Source organism: Janthinobacterium sp. SUN128 (assembly GCF_030587275.1).
GTDB classification, from domain to species: domain Bacteria; phylum Pseudomonadota; class Gammaproteobacteria; order Burkholderiales; family Burkholderiaceae_D; genus Janthinobacterium; species Janthinobacterium lividum.
This window is the reverse complement of sequence record NZ_JAPWHY010000001.1, coordinates 1,863,671-1,883,891: the sequence shown is the minus strand read 5'-3', so window position 1 is coordinate 1,883,891 and position 20,221 is coordinate 1,863,671. Positions and strand designations below refer to the sequence as shown.

Here is a 20,221-nt window from a genome sequence, read left to right as displayed (position 1 = left end):
GCTATGCCGCCACCAGCCTGAGTAGCGTAATCTCCGCCGGCGCGCCGATGCGTTTCGGCGGACCCCAGTAACCGGTGCCGCGGCTGACATAAATCCACAGCCGGCCTTGCCGGTGCAAGCCCGCCACATACGGCTGCTGCAGCGGCACGAACAGGTTCCATGGCCAGAACTGGCCGCCATGCGTGTGGCCCGACAATTGAAGGTCATAGCCGGCCGCTTCGGCCTCGGGCGCGCTGCGCGGCTGGTGCGCCAGCAGGATGCGGGGGATGTCGGCCGGCGCCCCGGCGATGGCGGCCTGCGGGTCGCTTTTCTGGGCAGGGTCGAAGGCGGCGGCATTGAAATCGGTCACGCCGGCCAGCGCCAGGCGCGCGCCGTCGTGCTCGAGCACCGCATGTTCGTTCATCAGCACGCGCAAGCCCAGGCGGCGGAACTCCGCCACCCACGGCGCGGCGCCCGAATAGTATTCGTGGTTGCCCGTGACGAGGAAGACGCCATGGCGCGCGCGCAGCTCGCCCAACGGCGCCGTATGGCTGCCCAGTTGCGCCACCGTGCCGTCGACGACGTCGCCCGTGATGGCGATGATGTCGGGCTGCAGGCCATTGGCGCGCGCGACGATGGCCTGCACGTAGGCGCGCTTGATGGTGGCGCCCACGTGGATGTCGCTCAGCTGCACGATGGTCAAGCCCTGCAAGGCGGCCGGCAGGCCGGCGATGGGCACTGTCACTTCGCGCACGCGCGCCACCCGGCGGGCGTTGATGAAGCCGACGATGGTGGCCAGCAGGGCCAGGAGCAGCACGGCCACGGCGGACGCCTGCGCGTGCTGGCGGGCGGCGGGAATCAGCAAGGTGAGTTCGCGCAGCACGGCGAGCACGAACAGCGAGGAAAAAAAGCCCATGCACAGGGAACCGGCCCAGCTTAAACGGTCGGCCAGGCGCGTATCGTTGGTGACGGCGCGGGCGAAGATCGTCATCGGCATGAGCATGGTCGACGCCAGCAAGACCAGGCCGCCCAGCAGCCAGCCGGCCAGGCCGACGGGCAGCGAAGGCAACAGCAGCCAGCCCAGCAGGGCGTGCAGGGCGCCCAGTATCATGGTGATGCGCAGCAGCGGTGTGCGGGTGGTCATGTCATGTTTCCAGAGGTGAGGCGGCCGCCGATTATAGCCGACGCCTTGGCCGCAGGCAGCCGCCGCCCCGCTCAGGGGGCGATATGCAATCCCAGCATGGCCAGCTTGCCGAAATCGACGGGTTTGGCGAAGTGTTCGTTGAAACCGGCCTGCAGGGCCGCCTGGCGGTCGTGTTCCTGGCCGTAGCCGGTCAGCGCGACGAGCAGGAATTGCTGCGGTATCGGCAACTGGCGCAGTTTGACGGCCACGTCGTAGCCGCTCATGTCGGGCAGGCCGATGTCGAGAAAGACGATGTCGGGCTTGAATTCCAGGGTGCGCTCGGTGGCTTGTATCCCCGTGTAGGCCGTGCGCACCGTGTGGCCGTACATTTCCAGCAATTCGGCCAGGGTGTCGGCCGCATCGCAGTTGTCGTCGACGACGAGGATGCGCTGGCTGCCGCCGGTGGCCGTCTCCGGTACTGGCGCGGCCGGCAGCGGCACGTTGGCGTCGAGCGGAAGGATGACTTCGAAGGTGCTGCCCAGTCCCACGCCGGGGCTGTGCACGCTGACCTGGCCGCCGTGCAAGGTCACCAGGTTGCGCACCAGCGACAGGCCGATGCCCAGGCCATCCTGCACCCGGTCGGGCGAATGGCCGCTCTGCTCGAACAGGCCGAAGATGCTGTCGATGTTGGCGGCGGCGATGCCGATGCCGTTGTCGCTCAGGCGGATGCGCACGTTGTCGCCTTCACGCCCGGCGCTAATGGCGATGCGCCCGCCCGGCGCCGTGAACTTGGCCGCGTTGAGCAGCAGGTTGGCGACGATCTGCGACAGGCGCACGGCGTCGCCGCAGACCCACAGTTCTTCCTGGGGCAGGTTCACGTCCAGCGCATGGCCGCGCGCCTCGACGCTGTGCGAACTCGTTTCCAGCGCGCTGCGGATGACGCTGGCCAGGCTCACGCTTTCCCATTGCAGCGAGATTTTGCCCTGCGAAATGCGCGACACGTCGAGCAGGTCGTCCACCAGGCGCACCAGGTGGTCTGTGTGGCGGCCGATGGTGCGGCGCGCATTGTCCTGGATGGCCGGCACGACGGGATCGAGCTTGCACAGCAGGGCCAGCGCCGTGCGGATGGGACCCAGCGGGTTGCGCAATTCATGCGCGAGCGTGGCCAGGAATTCATCCTTGCGGCGGTCCACGTCGCGCAGCGCGCGCTCGACGCGGCCCAGGCGCAGCAGCGCCTTGACGTTGGCGATCAGTTCATCGGCCTCGATCGGCTCGACCAGGTAATTGTCGGCGCCGCCGTCGAGGGCGCGGATCTTGTCGGCCGAGCCGATGCAGGAAGCGGACGTCTGCAGCACCAGGATGGTGTTCGTCTCGGTGCCGCCCTTCAATTGGCGGCACACTTCCAGGCCGTTGATGTCGGGCAGCTTGACGTCGAGGAGGATCAGGTTGGGGCGGTCCTGGCGGGCGCGCAGCAGCGCGTCTCCCCCGTTCGAGGCTTCGATGACCTTGAAGCCGGCGCGTTTGAGGATGTGCGACTTGGCGTAGCGTGCGCCGTCGCTGTCATCGACGTTCAGGATCAGAGCATCGCTGTTGTTATCCGGTAGCATGCGCATTGTCCCAGGTGGTTGTGCCTTGCGGCGGAACCGGCTCTTGCCGGTGGTGTTGGTTGCCGATCAGTGCGCGCAGGGTCGCCAGCAATTGCTGGCGCGACAGCGGCTTGACGTAGTAGGCGTCGGCGCCCAGGGCCAGGCCCTTGCGCACGTCGTCGATCTCGGTGGCGACGATGACGGGCACCTGGCGCCGCAGCGGGTCGTTTTTCAGTTCGGCCAGCCAGTGCCAGGCCGTTTCGCCGTGCAGCATGATGTCGAGGATGACGGCGGCCGGGCGCTGCTGCTCCCAGCGCTCCTGCGCTTCGCGCACGCTGCGCGCGGGGACCACGCGAAATTCGCTGCCGGCCAAAAATTTTTCATACAGCAGGCGCACGGGTGGATTGTCTTCCACCACCAGCACGCCGATGCGCTGGTCGTTGCCGTTGTCGTTGGCTGGCGCGCTCGGCGGCAGGCTGCCTTCGGGCGCATGGTAGCTGGCGGGCAGGACGACGGAAAACAGCGAGCCCTCGCCCGGCGTGCTTTCCACGCTCACCGTGCCATTGAGCAGGGTGGCCAGGTTGCGGCACAGGGGCAGGCCCAGGCCCGTGCCCTTGACCTTGCGCTGCATGTGGTTTTCCACCTGGCTGAATTCTTCGAAGATCAGCTGCACGTCTTCGGCGGCGATGCCCAGGCCCGTGTCGGAGACGGAAAAGCGGATGGCATCCTGCTCCGGCAAGGGCGTGGCGCTGACGATGATGGCGCCCGCTTCCGTGAACTTCAGGGCGTTGGCGATGAAGTTGCGCAGGATTTGCGACAGTTTGCCTTCATCCGTGTGAATGTGCAGCGCCGGGTCGGGGTCGATGAAGGTCAAGGTCAGCGACTCGGACACCAGCAGCGGGCGCAGCATGCCGCGCAGGGCGCTGAACAGGTCGGCCACCTGGAAGCTGTTGGCATGCACGTCGACCTTGCCCGCCTCGATCTTGGCCAGGTCCAGCAGGTCGTTGACCAGTTCGCTCAGGCTGACGGCGCTTTGCAGGATGAACCGCACCTGCTTTTCCTGTTCCTCGGACAGCTCGCCGTCGATGCGGTCGAGCAGCAGCTTGGACAGGGCGCGGATGGAACTGAGCGGGGTGCGGAATTCATGGCTCATGTTGGACAGGAAGCGCGATTTCATCTGGTCGGCGCGGCGCAGGTGGTCGGCTTTCTCGTCCAGCTCCGCGAATAGCGCCACCACGCCCCGGTTGGTGTCTTCCAGTTCGCGCGTCAGCTGCAGCAGGTCGTCCTGGCGCGTCTTCAGTTCGGCCAGGGTGCTCAGGAGTTCGCGGTTCTGCTGCTGCACTTCGGACAGCGTGATATCCGGCGGCAGCGCCTGCAGGCTGCCGGACAGTACGCCGATCGTGGCGCCGTCGAGCAGGGGCGCGTCGCGGGGGAACAGCTTGTGCAAGGTGATTTGCGTGCCGTCGCCCGGCGTGCTGTGGATATGGCAGCGGTCCATCAGGCGCTGGGCGCCCAGGATGCCCAGGCCCATGCCCGTAGGCGAGCGGTAGGTGCCGGCCAGTATCTTGTCGAGCTGCGCGATGCCGGGGCCCTGGTCCTCGATGCGGATGCTGAGCACCTGCGGCGCCGTCTGGCCATCGATGGCGAAATGCACCTTGCCGCTGCCGGCGTAGTTGTAGACGTTGCGCGCCAATTCCGATACGGCCGTGGCGATGCGCACCTGGTCCTGCACGCCGAAGCCGCACAGGGCGGCGATCTGCCGTGCGCGCTGGCGCGCGCCCACCACATCGAGTTCGCTGCCGATATGGGCTGTCAATATGCGTTGTGTCATGCCGCACCTGTCCCTTCCGCTGTTTCAGCTGTTACAGCCTGGTGTTCCTCGTGTTCGCGCAGCACCACCACCGTGACGTCGTCGCGCCCGCGCGCAAAATCCCGGTACAGCACGGCGGCGACGAGGCTGGGGTGGCATTGCGCCAGGCCCGGATAGCGCTCCAGGTCCCAGCGCGTGTGCAAGCCGTCCGAATGCATGATCAGTGTCGTGGCCTGTTGCCATGGAAAGCAAAACTCCTGCACCTTGCGCAGATTGCTGCCGACGATGCCGTTATGCGACAGCAGATGCCGGCGCTGCTGCGCATCGAAGGCGCAGGCGGCGATATTGCCCACGCCCGCATAGCGCAGTTCGCGGCGTGCGCTGTCGATATGCGCCACCGCCAGGGCCGCGCCGCGCGTGGCACGCAGGGCACCGTGGGCCAGTTCGATGAAGGGGGCGGGCAGGGGCGGCAAGCCGGGCGTGCTGTGTTCCAGCAGGGCGCTGGCGCATTCCGAAGCGCGCGCCGCCAGCGGGCCGTGGCCCAGGCCATCGGCCACCATCAAGCTCAGTTCATGGCCTTCGCAAACGACGTTCCAGGCGTCGCCGCACACCTGTTCCGAGGCCAGCGGCAGGCATACGGCGCCGATCTGCCAGTTCGGACTGGCAGGAATGGCGCTGCTGGCGTGCTGTCCCCATACCACCATCATCAGCACCGTGCCCTTGCCGGGCGCCGTGTACAGGTCGAATTCCTGGCTCAGGCGGCGTATCGCGCCCAGTCCCACGCCGTAGGTGCCCGTGGTGGAATGGCCATCCTGCATGTGCTGGCGCACGTTGGTCATGCCGGGGCCGTTGTCGATGGCCAGCACTTCGATGCCGCTGGTGCCGCCGCGCAGCACCTTGCGCAGCAGGATTTCGCCGCGCTGCGCGTGCTTGACGATGTTGGTCGCCGCCTCGCTGATGATGATGGCCAGCTGGCCCGTGCGCACGTCGTCGAAGCCGATGCGGCGCGCCAGTTCGTTGCCGGCGCGGCGGGCCGCGGCGATCTCGCTCGGTTCGCCGATGGGAAAACTGCGTTGCCTGGCAATGTCAGGGGCTTGGTCGAGGTGGTTCAAAACAGCTTCCATTTCGCGATGGTGACAGTGGTGCCCGCGCCGGGCGCCGTGTCGATGTGAAATGCGTCGGCCAGGCGCTTGGCGCCGCCCAGCCCCAGTCCCAGCCCGCCGCCGCTGGTATAACCATCGGTCAGCGCCAGGGGAATATCTTCGATGCCCGGTCCCGCATCGACAAAGCGCAGCTCCAGTCCCTGGCGCGCGCCATCGCTGACGCGCGCGATGCGCGCTTCGCCCCCGCCGCCGTAGCGCAGGGTATTGCGCGCCAGCTCGCTCGCCGCCGTGATGATCTTGGTCTGTTCGATCAGGCCAAAACCCATGGCGACCATGCTGTCGCGTACCTGCTTGCGCAGCCGTACGACGTCTTCGTCGCTGTGCAGGGGCAGGATCTGCGCGCTCTCGTGTGCCTGCGCGCCTAGCACGGCGCCCCCGTCATGCGCATGCGCCGCCCCGTTCCAGCAGCTTGATGCCCAGCTCCACGTTGAGCGCCGTGCTCACGCCTTCCAGCGTCAGTCCCAGTTCCACGAGGGTGATGGCGACGGCCGGCTGCATGCCGACGACGACGGTGCGCGCGTCGAGGATTTTCGCCATCGCCGCCGTGTTGCTGATCATGCGGCCGATGAAGGAATCGACGATGTCGAGCGCGGAAATGTCGATCAGCACGCCCGTGGCGCGGTCCGTCACGATGCGGGTGGTCAGGTCATCCTGCAAGGTCATCGCCAGGCGGTCATGCATGTCCACCTGGATCGTCACCAGCAGCAGCCGGCCCATGCGTAAAATGGGGATTCTTTCCATAGGCGCCTCAGTGTTGTTGCTGCTGGTAGGTGATGCTGGAGCCCGTGCGTTTCAGGGCCACGACGAAGGCGTCGGCCAGCGTGGCCTTGGTCATCACGTCTTCCAGGTTGACGCCCAGGTGCACGATGGTTTGCGCGATCTGCGGGCGGATGCCGCTGATGATGCAGTCGGCGCCCATCAGGCGCGCGGCGGCGATGGTTTTCAGCAGATGCTGCGCCACCAGGGTGTCGACGGTAGGCACGCCCGTGATATCGATGATGGCGATCAGGGCGCCCGTGTCGACGATCTTTTGCAGCAGGCTTTCCATCACCACCTGCGTGCGCGCGCTGTCGAGGGTGCCGATCAGGGGCAGGGCCAGCACGTTTTGCCACAGCTGCACCACGGGCGTGGACAGCTCCAGCAATTCCTGCTGCTGTCGCAGAATCACCTGTTCGCGCGCTTTCTGGTAGATGGCGATGGTCAGCAGACCCAGTTCGTCGAACAGCTTGCTGGTGCTGACGATGGCGTCGCCCAGTTGCTCCGGATGCGCCGTGATTGCCTTGCGCAGGTAGGCGAACAGCGGCTCCTTGAGGGCAAACATGAAGCTGGCCGTGTCGATCGGCGAATAGCCCTGGCGCACGCGCGACTGCGATATCTCCGCGATCAGCTGGCGCGTATCGTCCCAGGCGCCGCCTTCGATGTCGAACGAGTCGCCGCTTTCCAGCGCGCCCGCCAGCAGCGGCAGGAATTGCGATGCCTGCTGGCGCAGCTCGTTCTCGGCGATCTTGTCGCGCCGCACCAGGCGGGCGATCAGGCCGGCCATCCAGCCGTCCAGCAGGTCCGTGTGGTGCTCGTTGATGATGCCTGCCAGTTGCTGCGCCTGGCCCGTGCCCGTCTTGTTTTTCATGCTCATCCTTGGCTGGAGTGGAGGGTGCGGCACGGCCGCAAACGGGCCTGTGATGTGATAAATAAATTATAGGCAGACATGGCCGTAGCTTGTGTTCTCTGGCGCACATAGTGGCGCATGTCGTTTCAGATTCCTTCAGGAAACACTTATATATTTAAAGATGCATGTAATTTGCATGTTTAAGCGAATTCCGCTACACTGGGGACACTCAACAAGAGAAACACGCCATGAATATCGACAAATTCAAACAGCAGCACCTGGACATCCTGGCCGCCATTGACGACTTGCGCCGGCTGGCGCGCGGCGGTGTGGCTGCGCAGGCGCAGGCCATTGCCGAACAGATCATTGCCATGAGCGGCTTGATCAAGCTGCACCTGGCCGTCGAGCAGCGCTACCTGTATCCGGCTGCGCAAGCGTCCGGCGTGGCCAAGGTGGCACAACTGGGACGCCGGTACGAAAACGAAATGCAAGGCATCGCCGGCGCCTACCTGGATTTCGCCGGCCGCTGGAATTCGCCCGTGCGCCTGGAAGCCGAACCGGAAGCCTTCCGCAGCGAAGCCAATACCGTGCTGCACGCGCTGTTCCAGCGCATGCGGCGCGAAGACCACGAGTTATATCCAGCCGTTGAAACGCTGGCCTGAGACCGCTTACAAATATACACAGGAGTTTTACATGCTGACCCAAGAACAACGCGCCATCATCACGGCCACCGTCCCCATCCTCGAGCAGGGCGGCGAAGCGCTGACGCGCCACTTCTACAAGAATCTGTTCCGCGACCATCCCGAAGTGTTGCCGTACTTTAACCAGGCGCACCAGCACAGCGGCGACCAGCAGCGCGCGCTGGCCAATGGCGTGCTGATGTATGCCAAAAATATCGACAAGCTTGCGGCGCTGGGCGACCTGGTGGCCAGCATCGTCAACAAGCATGTGGCCCTGCAGATCCGCGCCGAGCACTATCCGCTGGTGGGCGCCAGCCTGCTGCAAGCGATACGCGAAGTGCTGGGCGAAGAGGTGGCCAGCGACGCCGTCATCGATGCCTGGGGTGCGGCCTACGGCCAGCTGGCCGACATCCTGGCCGGCGAAGAAGGGCGCATCTACAAGGCGCAGGCCGCCGCACCGGGCGGCTGGAGTGGCGCGCGCGATTTCTTAGTGCGCAGCAAGACGGTGGAAAGCGGCGAGATCACCTCCTTCCTGATGGCGCCCGCCGATGGCCAGGCCGTGCTCGACTTTGCGCCAGGCCAGTATATCGGCGTGCTGGCCACCGTCGATGGCGTGCCCATGCGCCGCCAGTATTCCTTGTCGGCCGCCAGCAATGGCCAGACGTACCGCATCAGCGTCAAGCGCGAAGAGGGCGGCAAGGTGTCGAATTTCTTCCACGATCACGTGCAGGCGGGCGACACCGTGCAGCTGACGCCGCCCTCGGGCGACTTCGTGCTGACGGATAGCGACAAGCCGCTGGTGCTGATCAGCGGCGGCGTGGGCATCACGCCCACCCTGGCTATGCTGACGGCGGCCCTGCGCGGCAAGCGTCCCGTGCATTTCATCCACGCGGCGCGCAACCAGGGCGTGCATGCGTTCCGCGCGCAGATCGATGAGCTGGCCGCGCAGCACCCGCAGCTGCAGCGCTATTACTGCTACGCGGAACATGGCGGCGAACAGGATGCACCGGACGCCGTCGGCTTGCTGAATAAGGAGCAGCTCGGTCACTGGCTGCCGGTTTCGCGCGACGTCGACGCCTACTTCCTGGGACCGCAGCCATTCATGCGCGCTATCAAGCAATACCTGCGCGAACTGGGCGTGCCGGAACAGCAGACGCACCACGAGTTCTTCGGACCGGCTGCCGCACTGAATTGATTTTTTTCTGCATTGTGTTGTCCCCGCGAGAAAAAACGCTGCCGTAAGGGGCGGGTAAGTCTCGCACTGTACTGTGAATGCAAGCTCACACAAAAGAGCACGCTTTTACATAACAGGAGGCAACACAATGCATGACGATCTGGTTCAAAAAATCAAGAGCGACCCCAGCTATCATCAGCTGGTCAAGGTGCGTTCCCGCTTCGGCTGGGCGCTGACGGGCCTGATGATGCTGGTGTACTACGGCTACATCCTGCTCATCGCCTTCAACAAGGAATTTCTGGCCACTAAGACGGGCGCCGGCGTGATGACCTGGGGCATGCCGATCGGCCTGTTCGTCATCGTGTTTACCGTGCTGGTCACCGGCATCTATGTGCGCCGCGCCAACAAGCAATTTGACGACCTGACCAGCGCCATCCAGGCACGGGTGCAAGCATGAGCGCCGCCAAGCATGTGCTGCGCGGCGTGTCTTGCCTGAGTGCCCTGGCGCTGCTGGGCGCCAGCAATGCCGCGTTCGCGGCCGGCGCCGACCTGGGCCAGGCAGTCAAGCAACCGACCAACTGGACGGCGATCATCATGTTCGCCGCCTTCGTTATTTTTACATTGTTCGTCACCAAGTGGGCGGCCAAGAAGACCAAGTCGGCCTCCGATTTCTACACGGCTGGCGGCGGCATCACAGGCTTCCAGAATGGCCTGGCCATTGCGGGCGACTATATGTCGGCCGCCTCCTTCCTCGGCATTTCCGCGGCCGTCTTTTTGAACGGCTATGATGGCCTGATCTACGCCATCGGCTTTCTTGTCGGCTGGCCCATCATCACCTTTTTGATGGCCGAGCGCTTGCGCAACCTGGGACGCTTTACCTTTGCCGACGTGGCCGCCTACCGCTTCAAGCAGGCGCCGATCCGCATCTTTTCGGCTTCCGGCACCCTGGTCGTCGTGGCCTTTTATCTGATCGCGCAGATGGTCGGCGCGGGCCAGCTGATCAAGCTGCTGTTCGGCCTCGAATACTGGATCGCCGTCGTCCTGGTCGGTACATTGATGATGATCTACGTGCTGTTTGGCGGCATGACGGCCACCACCTGGGTGCAGATCATCAAGGCGGTGATGCTGCTGGGCGGCGCCACCTTCATGGCCGTGGCCGTGCTGGCGCAATTCAACTTCAGCCCGGAAGCGCTGTTCGCCAAGTCGGTGGACGTGCACGCGACCAAGGAAGCCATCATGGGCCCGGGTTCCTTCATCAAGGACCCGATCTCGGCCATCTCGTTCGGCATGGCGCTGATGTTCGGTACGGCCGGCTTGCCGCACATCCTGATGCGTTTCTTCACGGTACCGAGCGCCAAGGAAGCGCGCAAATCCGTGTTCTGGGCCACCACCTGGATCGCTTACTTCTATGTGTTGACTTTCATCATTGGCTTTGGCGCCATCGTGCTGGTGAGCACCAATCCCGAGTTCAAGGATGCTGCCGGCAAGCTGCTGGGTGGCAACAACATGGCGGCCGTGCACCTGGCCAAGGCCGTGGGCGGCAACGTCTTCCTCGGCTTCATGTCGGCAGTCGCGTTTGCCACCATCCTGGCCGTCGTGGCGGGCTTGACCCTGTCGGGCGCGTCGGCCGTGTCGCACGATCTGTATGCCACCGTCATCAAGAAGGGCAAGGCCACGGGCGCCAACGAATTGAAAGTGTCGCGCGTGACGACGGTCGTGCTGGGCATCATCGCCGTGGTGCTGGGCATCGCCTTTGAAAAGCAGAACATCGCCTTCATGGTCTCGCTGGCATTCGCCATCGCCGCCTCGGCCAACTTCCCCGTGCTGTTCATGTCGGTGCTGTGGAAGGATTGCACCACGCGGGGAGCCACCATCGGCGGCTTCCTGGGCTTGACCACGGCTGTCGCGCTGACGGTGGTGTCGAAGTCCGTGTGGGTCGACGTGCTCGGCCATGGCGAAGCGCTGTTTCCTTACGCGTCGCCAGCGCTGTTCTCGATGACGGCCGGCTTCGTTGGCATCTGGCTGTTCTCTGTGCTCGACAAGAGCCCCCGCGCGCGCATCGACCGCGCCGGCTACGAAGCGCAGCAAATGCGTTCGGAAACGGGTATCGGCGCGGCAGGGGCCAGCGCGCATTGATGCATTAATTAGTTACTGAAGGAACAATGCCCGGCTTGCCGGGCATTGTTGTTTTTAGCACGCGCTTACTTTGCCACGTGCAGGGGGATGATGCCTGGCGCCAGCGCCGAAGAGTCCTGCGTTCTTGCGAGTATCGATGCGAGGGTCACCGTGTCGAGCACGGCCAGGAAGGCGGCCGTGGCCTGGCCCAGCTTGGCCTTCAGCAGGCAATCAGGCGTCAGCGGGCAAGTGTTGTTTTCCTTGTTAAAACATTCCGCCATAAAAAAATCGCTTTCCGTCTCGCGCACCACGGTGCCGATATTGATCTCGGCCGGGTCGCGCGCCAGGCGCAGGCCGCCATTTCTCCCACGTACCGTTTCCACGATGCCTGACAGGCCCAGCTGGTGCACCACCTTCATCAGGTGATTCTTCGAGATGGAATGCAGGTCGGCGATGTCCTGGATGGTCACGAGGCGGTCGCGGTGCACGCCCAAGTACATCAGGGTGCGCAGAGTGTAGTCGGTATAGGCAGTCAGTCGCATGGGTATCATTCATAAGATGTGGATTACATCCTTGTTTGAACCGCAGCATACAGGAGAGCGCCGGCCCTGTGTGTTGCGCCGTCACTTTTCAGCCTCGAAAGACAAAAGTTGATTGCCTTTCGCTCAAATGCGTAGTAAATTTTCATATTGTTGCCGTGGCAAACAGCTCGTTAGCCCTTGCCTGCCCTTTGGGTGGGATTTTTGTTGATGGAAATCAAGAGGATGGTGAAGCAATAAGGTAAATTTACTACAAATTGAACGATGGGCGTTTCCCGGGCCGGGAAGCGCGTACTACGCAATCTGTGCGGTGCCGCCGTGGCCGCCCCAGGAAATGAATACCATGCAAATGAATGAAGTGAAAGACGAGCTGCTGAGCAGCGATATCCGCCAGCTGGGCCGTCTGCTGGGCGACGCCATCCGCAACCACCTGGGCGACCCCGCCTTCGAACGCATCGAACATGTGCGCCAGCTGGCCATCCGTTTCCGCCGCGACAATGATGAAGCGGCGCGCGCGCAGCTGTCGGACGCGCTGCAAGCGCTGTCGCAGGAAGAAACCACGCAGTTGACGCGCGCTTTCAGCTATTTCTCGCTGCTGGCCAATATTGCAGAAGACCAACATCACATCCGCCGCACGCGCGCCCATCTGATCGCCGGCTCGCCGCCGCGCCAGGGTAGCCTCAGCCATGCCGTCGGCAACGTGTTTGACGCCGGCAAGGCTGATGCGCTGGCATCGTTCTTTGAAGATGCGTTTGTCAGCCCTGTCTTCACGGCGCATCCGACGGAAGTGCAGCGCAAGAGTATCCAGAATTGCCAGATGGCCATCGCCCGCCTGTTGAGCGAGCGCGACCGCGTGCAAATGACCCCGGAAGAGGCCGAGCAAAACGAAGAAGCGCTGGGCCGTGGCATCGTCACCCTATGGCAGACGCGTCTGCTGCGCACCAGCAAGCTGTCCGTCATGGATGAAGTGACCAATGGCCTGTCGTTCTACGACCATACGATCCTGCGTGAACTGCCGAAATTGTATTCCTCGCTGGAAACCATGCTGGCCCAGCGCGATGCCCGCTGGGAAGATGCGGAATTACCCAATTTCATGAAAGTGGGCAGCTGGATCGGCGGCGACCGCGACGGCAACCCGTTTGTCACGGCCGACATCCTGCGCAGTACCCTGCAAACGCAGGCTGACAAGGTACTCGATTTTTACCTCGGTGAATTGCGCAAGCTCGCTTCGCAACTGTCGCTGGCGCAAATACTGAACGCGTGCAGCGAACCGCTGCGCGCGCTGGCCGAGCGCTCGGCCGATGCGTCGCCGCACCGGGTCGACGAACCGTACCGCCGCGCCCTGCACGGCATCCATGCACGCCTGGACGCCACGCGCGTGGTGCTATCCGGCAAGGGCAAGCAGGCAGACGGCGTGCAGCCCTACGCTGCCGCTGTTGAACTGCTGGCTGACCTGGACGTCGTCCAGCATTCGCTGGTCAGCAATGGCTTGCGTGCGCTGGCGCGCGGCCGGCTGCGCCAGCTGCGCCGCGCCGTCAAGGTCTTCGGCTTTTCGCTGGCGCCGCTCGACTTGCGCCAGAATTCCGACGTGCATGAGCGCGTCGTGGGCGAACTGTTCGCGGGTGCTCAGCCGGGCCTCGTCTACCTGGACCTCGATGAAGAGCAGCGCATCAGCTTGCTGCTGGCCGAGCTGGAGTCGCCACGCCTGCTGACCTCGCCGTATGCGCACTACTCGGAAGAAACGACGTCCGAACTCGACATCTTCCGCGCCGTGCGCGAGGCCCATGTCAAATATGGCAAGGAATCGGTACCGAACTGCATCATCTCGAAGGCGGCCAGCGTCTCGGACTTGCTGGAAGTGGCCTTGCTGCTCAAGGAAGTAGGCTTGCTGCGCCAGGATAGCCGCGAAGTCGATGTCAACATCATTCCCCTGTTCGAAACCATCGACGACTTGCGCGCGGGCCCCGCCATCATGGCGCGCGCCTTCGGCTTGCCGTTCTACCGCGGCTTGCTCGCGTCGCGCGCCGACCAGCAGGAAGTCATGCTTGGTTACTCTGACAGCAACAAGGACGGCGGCTTCTTGACCTCCGGCTGGGAACTCTACAAGGCCGAGATCGAGCTGGTGACGGTGTTCAAGCAATACCAGATCAAGCTGCGATTGTTCCACGGCCGCGGCGGTTCCGTCGGCCGTGGCGGCGGACCCAGCTACGAAGCCATCCTGGCCCAGCCGGCAGGCGCCGTGCAGGGACAGATCCGTTTGACGGAGCAAGGCGAAGTCATCACAGCCAAGTATGCGAACCCGGAAGTAGGGCGCCGCAACCTGGAAGTGCTGGTGGCGGCCACCATCCAGTCGACTCTGCTGCCGCAGGCGCAGCTGCAACCGAAGGCCTCGGCCGGCGCGGGCCACCTGGCCGCGATGGAAGAACTTTCGGGAACGGCCCTGAACGCCTACCGCGACCTCGTGTATGGCACGGAGGGCTTTGAACAGTATTTCTGGGAATCGACGGTGATCGCGGAGATTGCCGCCCTGAATATCGGCAGCCGTCCCGCCTCGCGCAAGAAATCCACGTCCATCGAAGATTTGCGCGCCATTCCCTGGGTCCTGAGCTGGGCGCAATGCCGTTTGATGCTGCCGGGCTGGTTTGGTTTTGGTTCCGCCGTGCAAGCCTACCTGGCCGCCCATCCTGCCGATGGCGCGGACGTGCTGCGCGGCATGTACACGGACTGGCCATTCTTCACATCCTTGCTGTCGAACATGGATATGGTCCTGGCCAAGAGCGATATCGCCATTGCCGGCAAGTATGCTGAACTGGTCAAGGACAAGGCCTTGCGCGACGCCATTTTCACGCGCATCCGCGCCGAATATGCGGCCACCCTGGACGCCTTGAAACTGATCACGGGCCAGGAAGAGTTGCAGCAAGCCAATCCGCTGATGCAGCGTTCGATACGCAACCGCTTCCCGTATATCGATCCGCTCAATCACGTGCAGGTGGAGCTGTTGAAACGTTTCCGCGAGGGTAAGCAGGATGCGGCGGCGCGCACGGGGATCCACTTGTCGATCAATGGCATTGCGGCGGGGTTGCGCAACAGCGGTTAGATGGCACCGAACCAAACCTACTGCGCGTCGTGATTTGCGGCCTGCGATGCTCACTGTGCTCAAGCACAGTTCCGCTTCTCAGCCACAACTCCCTTCCGCTCGCTACGGTTTTGTTCGGCGCTGTACGTATCAGGTGAATCATTTAAATAATATCAAGGAGACAGCATGACCATCAAAGTTGCCATCAATGGCTATGGCCGCATCGGCCGCAATGTCTTGCGCGCGTTTTATGAAGGCGGCAAGCAGCAGGATATCGAAATCGTCGCCATCAATGACCTGGGCGACGCCAAGTCGAATGCACATCTGACGCGCTACGACACGGTACACGGCAAGTTTCCCGGCGTCGTCACCATCGACGGCGACAACATGATCGTCAATGGCGACCGCATCCGCGTCTTCGCGCAGCGCGACCCGGCCCTGATACCGTGGGGCGAACTCGGCGTGGACGTGGTGCTCGAATGCACGGGCTTCTTCACGACCAAGGAAAAAGCCTCTGCGCATTTGAAAGGCGGGGCAAAGAAAGTCATCATTTCCGCGCCGGGCGGCAAGGACGTGGACGCCACCATCGTGTTCGGCGTCAACCAGCATGTGCTGAAAGCCTCGGACACGGTCATCTCGAATGCCTCGTGTACGACGAATTGCCTCGCGCCATTGGTGAAACCCCTCAACGACGCCATCGGCATCGAATCGGGCTTGATGACCACCGTGCACGCCTACACGAACGACCAGGTATTGAGCGACGTGATGCATGAAGACTTGCGCCGCGCCCGTTCGGCCACGCATTCGATGATCCCCACCAAGACGGGTGCCGCCGCCGCCGTCGGCCTGGTCTTGCCGGAACTGAATGGCAAGCTCGATGGCTTTGCCATCCGCGTGCCGACGATTAACGTCTCGCTGGTCGACCTGTCCTTTATTGCCAAGCGCGATACCAGCGTCGAGGAAGTCAATGCCTTGCTGAAAACGGCGTCGGAAGGCGCCCTGAAAGGTATCTTGACGTACCAGACGGAACCGCTCGTCTCCATCGATTTCAACCATAACCCCGCTTCGTCGAACTTCGATTCGACCCTGACCAAGGTCTCGGGCCGCCTCGTGAAGGTGTCGTCGTGGTACGACAACGAGTGGGGCTTCTCGAACCGCATGTTGGACACCACGGTCGCCCTGATGGCGGCCAAGTAAGAACGTAGTACCGCTGATCCAGCGCACCAGGACGGCCGGCCCACAAGGCCGGCCCTTGTAGCAGCACGAACTTTATAGAAAGCAGCACACCATGACCATGCAAGTACAGCAACGCGCCACCAAGATCGTTTCCACCATCGGCCCCGCTTCCAACGATATCGATACTCTGGTCCGCATGTTCAAGGCCGGCGTCGACGTCGTGCGCCTGAACTTTTCGCATGGCAAGGCGCAAGACCATATCGACCGCGCCCGCATGGTGCGCGAAGCGGCAGCCCTGTGCGGCCGTGAAGTGGCCATCATGGCCGACTTGCAAGGCCCGAAAATTCGCGTTGGCAAGTTTGAAGAAGGCAAGATTTTCCTGGAAAACGGCGCCAAGTTCATCCTCGACGCGAAATGGGGAGAAAACGGCGAATTGGGCAATATCGAGCGCTGCGGCCTCGACTACAAGGAATTGCCGCGCGACTTGCGCACTGCCGACGTGCTGCTGCTGAATGACGGTCTCATCGTGCTGACGGTGGACAAGGTCGTCGGCAGCGAAATCCACACCACCGTCAAGATCGGCGGCGAATTGTCGAACAACAAGGGCATCAACCGCCAGGGCGGCGGCCTGTCCGCACCGGCCCTGACGGCGAAAGACATGGAAGACGTGAAAACGGCGATGAGCTTCCAGGCCGATTACGTGGCTGTGTCCTTCCCGAAAAATGCCACCGACATGGTCATGGCGCGCCAGTTGGCCAATATCGCCGGCGAAGCGTGGGACCACAAGCCGATGATGATCGCCAAGATCGAGCGTGCGGAAGCTATTCCTGCGCTGCAAGAAATTCTCGACGCGTCCGACGGCATCATGGTGGCCCGTGGCGACCTGGCTGTGGAAGTGGGCAACGCGGCCGTACCGGCCTTGCAAAAGCGCATGATCAAGATGGCGCGCGCCTCGAACAAGCTGGCCATCACGGCCACGCAGATGATGGAATCGATGATCGTCAACGCCGTGCCGACCCGCGCGGAAGTGTCCGACGTGGCCAATGCCGTGCTCGACGGCACGGATGCCGTCATGACGTCGGCGGAAACGGCCTCGGGCCGTTACCCGATCGAAACGGTGGAAGCGATGGCCGCCATCTGCCTGGACGCGGAGAAATGGGATACCTGCAAGCTGGACGCCGATTTCCTCAACGCCACGTTCTCGCGCATCGACCAGTCGATCGCGTATGGCGCGCTGTTTACGGCCCATCACCTGCGCGTGAAGGCGATTGCCACCCTGACGGAATCGGGTTCCACGGCACTGTGGATGAGCCGTTGCAATATCGACATCCCCATCGTCGCGCTGACCCCGAGCGTGGGCACGCGCCGCAAGCTGGCCCTGTACCGCAATGTCAGCACCCTGGAACTGACGTCCGGCACGGACCGCGACAAGGTCTTGCAGCAGGCGGAAGATTTGCTGGTGGAACATAAGGTCGTGGCCAAGGGCGACACCGTCGTGCTGACCTGGGGCGAGCCGATGGGCAAGGTCGGCGGCACGAACGCGCTGAAAATCATGAAGATCGGCCAGCACTGACCGTGTATTATTGACCACATCGCTGGCCGGCAGCCGTCTGCAGTCTTAAGAATGGCTGAAAGAGGGGCGCTTGGCCGCCCGCTGCAATGGCAGATGCGCAATCTGCCATTGCAATGGCCACATTTCCGTGTCAGCATGGTTTTTCTGCCTTCCAAGGCGCATCCGGAGTTCATGATGACTGCATACTTGCCTGCCTTGCTCTGGTCTTTGTCGGCCTTTGCCTGCATGTGCATTGCCAAGCGCCGCCAGATCAGGACAACGGCCGTCCGGGCCGTCCTGGTGACCTTTTTTGGGCCGTTTGCCATCCCCTTCGTGCTGGCCGCAAAGCCCGGGAAAGCTTATCCGGCGTAAATCCGCGCGGCCGTCATGCACGGCTAAGCGTGTGGCCTGCGGGCATTTCTCTTTGCTATATTCAAGTTTTTAGCCGAAAGAGCATGCCCATGAAGCGCAGCGCGACCTTGTTTCTGATGACCATCCTTCCCCTGTGCGCGGCCACATTCGCCTCGGCGGCCGAGCCGGTGCAGCGCTTGCAGCGCGCCACGGGGCTGTGGAAGGTGACGCCCGCCACCTCGCCATTTTCCTGGGAAATCTGCGTCGATCAGCCGCGCGACCGCCTGATCGACGACGATCTGTGGTCCGGTTTCGAGCAGGAATGCAAGATCGAGTCGCAAAGCCGCCAGGGCGACAGTTATCAATTCGAGGCCGGCTGCCCGGACGCCAGGCTGGTTGGTGCCTTCAAGGGCGACCTGGCCAAGGCATATACCCTGAGCGCCGACACCACCGTGCAAGTCAATGGCAAGAACGAAGTGCAGCACACGGAACTGGCAGCCGTGTTCCAGGGCGCTTGTCCGGCAGGGCTGGCGCCGGGCGCGAAGAAAATGCGCGGCGGCATGGTGATGAAGAGCCTGTACATCAAGCGCTAGAGGATTGCGACCGCGTTGAAACAACAGTTTCCACGGATAGGCAGGCGCCGGCATTGACGGCGGAGGCAATGATTTGTGATAATGAGAATTATTATCAATTGGCCGCGCCTTGCCTTGTGCGCATCGGAGTCCCTAGTGAACATTGCGCAGTCCAGCGAGTCGATAGCCGGCATCTACAGCAGCCACCACGGCTGGCTGATGCGCTGGTTGCGCGCCAAGCTGCAGTGCGCCGACCATGCGGCCGACCTGGCGCAGGATACCTTCGTGCGCCTGCTGACGGCGCCGCCTGAGGGCCGGCAAACCTTGCACGAGCCGCGCGCCTACCTGACGACCGTGGCGCAGCGTCTGCTGATCGACCATTACCGGCGCCTGTCGCTGGAACAAGCCTGGCTGGAAACCCTGGCGCAGCAGCCCGATCTGCTGATGCAGTCGCCGGAAGAGCGTTTGCTGGTGCGCGAAGCCCTGCAGCGCATCGATGCCATGCTCGACGGCTTGCCGCCGCCGGTGCGCAGCGCCTTCCTGCTGGCGCATGTCGATGGTCTCGCGTATGGGGAAATCGCGCGGCGCCTGGCCGTGAGCGAGCGCAGCATCAAGCGCTACATGGTGCAGGCGTTTGAGCACTGCATCCTGCTGATCCTGTGAGCGCGAGCACGGCTGCCATCGATCCCCGCGCCGCGCGGGCGGCGGCGCAATGGCTGGTGCGCCTGCACGGGGGCGCCTTGACTCCAGGCGAGCAGCAAGCGTTCCAGGCCTGGCGCGCCAGCGATCCCGCGCACGAAGCGGCCTGGCAGCGTGCCGAACTCGTGTGCAGCACCCTGGCCAGCGTGCCGCCCGCGCTGCGCCAGACGGCGGACGCGGCGCCGCAGTCGCCGCACCGGCGTGCCGTGCTCTACGGCCTGGCCGGGCTGATCGCGGCCGGGCCGGCGCTGTGGCTGGCCAGCCAGTCGGCGCCGTGGCAGGCGTGGCGCGCCGCCATCCGCACGGCGAGGGGGGAAATCCGCCACATGACCTTACCTGACGGCACGCGACTGGTGCTTAACACGGACACTGCCATCGATGTGCATTTTGACGGCGCGGCGCGGCTGCTCGTGCTGCATGCAGGGGAAATCCATGTCGGCACGGCGCATGACGGGGCCGTGCCGGCGCGCCCCTTCCTCGTGCGCAGCAGCAATGGCGCCGTGCGCGCGCTGGGCACGCATTTCAGCGTGCGCCACGCTGGCAGCGCGCTGGCGCCGCGCACCGAGGTGAGCGTCAGCGAAGGCGCCGTCGAGATACAGCCAAGGGACGCTCCCGACGCCTTGCGCAGGATCGATGCGGGCCGGCAGGGCAGTTTCGACGACCGCGCCGTTTCTGCCTTGACGCCGCTGGCGCCGCGCGCTGCCGGCTGGCTGCAGGGCGTGCTGATCGCCGAGCGCATGCCGCTGGGCGAGGTGCTCGAACAGGTGGCGCGCTACCGCTATGGCGTGCTGCGCTGCGATCCCGCGCTGGCGGCTATGCCCGTGGACGGTATCTTCCAGTTGAACGACCCGGACAACATCCTGCTCTTGCTGCAGCGTTCCTTGCCGATCCGTCTGGCGCGCCGCACGCGCTACTGGATCAGTGTCGAGGCGGCTTGAGATTGTCGGCTTACGCGTGGCCTTGCCACACTAAGCCGACCTACGACTGTCGGGTATGGTAAGTCGGCTTAGCCCGCAGGGC

At 63.6% G+C, this 20,221-nt stretch carries 19 protein-coding genes; 11 read left to right on the top strand and 8 right to left on the bottom strand.

The window, feature by feature from the left end; all coding sequences use genetic code 11:
* Nucleotide 1 precedes the first annotated feature (1 nt).
* The 7 genes from O3297_RS08565 to O3297_RS08535 form a co-directional block, all read right to left on the bottom strand.
* Nucleotides 2–1,123, bottom strand: coding sequence for a metallophosphoesterase (locus tag O3297_RS08565; RefSeq protein ID WP_305048370.1), 1,122 nt, complete (start codon nt 1,121–1,123; stop codon nt 2–4).
* 71 nt (nt 1,124–1,194) lie between these two features.
* Entirely contained in the window at nt 1,195–2,709 is a 1,515-nt protein-coding gene (locus O3297_RS08560) for a response regulator (RefSeq protein ID WP_305048369.1), read from the bottom strand.
* A complete protein-coding gene (locus O3297_RS08555; RefSeq protein ID WP_305048368.1) occupies nt 2,696–4,519 on the bottom strand; it encodes an ATP-binding protein in 1,824 nt (607 codons plus the stop codon). Before O3297_RS08555 ends, O3297_RS08560 begins: the two co-directional genes overlap by 14 nt.
* Nucleotides 4,516–5,610 carry an ATP-binding SpoIIE family protein phosphatase gene (locus O3297_RS08550; RefSeq protein ID WP_305048367.1) on the bottom strand — a complete coding sequence of 365 codons (1,095 nt, stop codon included), beginning with the start codon at nt 5,608–5,610 and terminating at the stop codon, nt 4,516–4,518. The genes O3297_RS08555 and O3297_RS08550 overlap by 4 nt, the downstream gene beginning before the upstream one ends.
* Nucleotides 5,607–6,029 carry an ATP-binding protein gene (locus tag O3297_RS08545; RefSeq protein ID WP_244965231.1) on the bottom strand — a complete coding sequence of 141 codons (423 nt, stop codon included), beginning with the start codon at nt 6,027–6,029 and terminating at the stop codon, nt 5,607–5,609. The genes O3297_RS08550 and O3297_RS08545 overlap by 4 nt, the downstream gene beginning before the upstream one ends.
* 10 nt (nt 6,030–6,039) lie before the next feature.
* Nucleotides 6,040–6,402, bottom strand: coding sequence for an STAS domain-containing protein (locus O3297_RS08540; protein ID WP_034785745.1), 363 nt, complete (start codon nt 6,400–6,402; stop codon nt 6,040–6,042).
* Between the two features lie 7 nt (nt 6,403–6,409).
* On the bottom strand, nt 6,410–7,288 hold the full coding sequence (locus tag O3297_RS08535; protein WP_070257095.1) for an STAS domain-containing protein: 879 nt from the start codon (nt 7,286–7,288) through the stop codon (nt 6,410–6,412).
* 227 nt (nt 7,289–7,515) lie between these two features.
* Here O3297_RS08535 and O3297_RS08530 point away from each other — a divergent pair, with 227 nt between their 5' ends.
* The 4 genes from O3297_RS08530 to O3297_RS08515 all read left to right on the top strand — a co-directional run bounded on the left by O3297_RS08530 (nt 7,516) and on the right by O3297_RS08515 (nt 11,257).
* Complete coding sequence (locus tag O3297_RS08530) at nt 7,516–7,929, top strand: hemerythrin domain-containing protein (protein WP_305048366.1); 414 nt, start codon at nt 7,516–7,518, stop codon at nt 7,927–7,929.
* 31 nt (nt 7,930–7,960) lie between these two features.
* Nucleotides 7,961–9,142, top strand: a complete 1,182-nt coding sequence (gene hmpA, locus O3297_RS08525) for an NO-inducible flavohemoprotein (protein WP_305048365.1) — start codon at nt 7,961–7,963, stop codon at nt 9,140–9,142.
* Between the two features lie 127 nt (nt 9,143–9,269).
* Nucleotides 9,270–9,578 carry a DUF485 domain-containing protein gene (locus O3297_RS08520; protein ID WP_046682872.1) on the top strand — a complete coding sequence of 103 codons (309 nt, stop codon included), beginning with the start codon at nt 9,270–9,272 and terminating at the stop codon, nt 9,576–9,578.
* Nucleotides 9,575–11,257 (top strand): cation acetate symporter, encoded by a 1,683-nt coding sequence (locus tag O3297_RS08515; protein WP_151095750.1) that lies wholly within the window; start codon nt 9,575–9,577, stop codon nt 11,255–11,257. Before O3297_RS08520 ends, O3297_RS08515 begins: the two co-directional genes overlap by 4 nt.
* 65 nt (nt 11,258–11,322) lie before the next feature.
* Here O3297_RS08515 and O3297_RS08510 read toward each other — a convergent pair whose 3' ends face one another.
* Nucleotides 11,323–11,778 carry an Rrf2 family transcriptional regulator gene (locus O3297_RS08510; RefSeq protein WP_305048364.1) on the bottom strand — a complete coding sequence of 152 codons (456 nt, stop codon included), beginning with the start codon at nt 11,776–11,778 and terminating at the stop codon, nt 11,323–11,325.
* 340 nt (nt 11,779–12,118) lie between these two features.
* On the opposite strand from O3297_RS08510, the gene ppc reads away from it, so the two are divergent.
* From ppc to O3297_RS08475, 7 genes are all read left to right on the top strand, one after another.
* Nucleotides 12,119–14,872, top strand: a complete 2,754-nt coding sequence (gene ppc, locus O3297_RS08505; RefSeq protein ID WP_305048363.1) for a phosphoenolpyruvate carboxylase — start codon at nt 12,119–12,121, stop codon at nt 14,870–14,872.
* Between the two features lie 165 nt (nt 14,873–15,037).
* Nucleotides 15,038–16,048 (top strand): type I glyceraldehyde-3-phosphate dehydrogenase, encoded by a 1,011-nt coding sequence (gene gap / locus O3297_RS08500; RefSeq protein WP_305048362.1) that lies wholly within the window; start codon nt 15,038–15,040, stop codon nt 16,046–16,048.
* Between the two features lie 91 nt (nt 16,049–16,139).
* Nucleotides 16,140–17,600 carry a pyruvate kinase gene (gene pyk, locus O3297_RS08495; protein ID WP_080698726.1) on the top strand — a complete coding sequence of 487 codons (1,461 nt, stop codon included), beginning with the start codon at nt 16,140–16,142 and terminating at the stop codon, nt 17,598–17,600.
* A gap of 51 nt (nt 17,601–17,651) precedes the next feature.
* Nucleotides 17,652–17,951 carry a hypothetical protein gene (locus O3297_RS08490; protein ID WP_305048361.1) on the top strand — a complete coding sequence of 100 codons (300 nt, stop codon included), beginning with the start codon at nt 17,652–17,654 and terminating at the stop codon, nt 17,949–17,951.
* A gap of 89 nt (nt 17,952–18,040) precedes the next feature.
* Nucleotides 18,041–18,523: a DUF3617 family protein gene (locus O3297_RS08485; protein WP_305048360.1), complete on the top strand. Its 483-nt coding sequence runs from the start codon at nt 18,041–18,043 to the stop codon at nt 18,521–18,523.
* A gap of 135 nt (nt 18,524–18,658) precedes the next feature.
* Nucleotides 18,659–19,165: a sigma-70 family RNA polymerase sigma factor gene (locus O3297_RS08480; protein WP_305048359.1), complete on the top strand. Its 507-nt coding sequence runs from the start codon at nt 18,659–18,661 to the stop codon at nt 19,163–19,165.
* On the top strand, nt 19,162–20,139 hold the full coding sequence (locus tag O3297_RS08475) for a FecR domain-containing protein (RefSeq protein WP_305048358.1): 978 nt from the start codon (nt 19,162–19,164) through the stop codon (nt 20,137–20,139). Before O3297_RS08480 ends, O3297_RS08475 begins: the two co-directional genes overlap by 4 nt.
* The last annotated feature ends 82 nt before the right edge of the window (nt 20,140–20,221 follow it).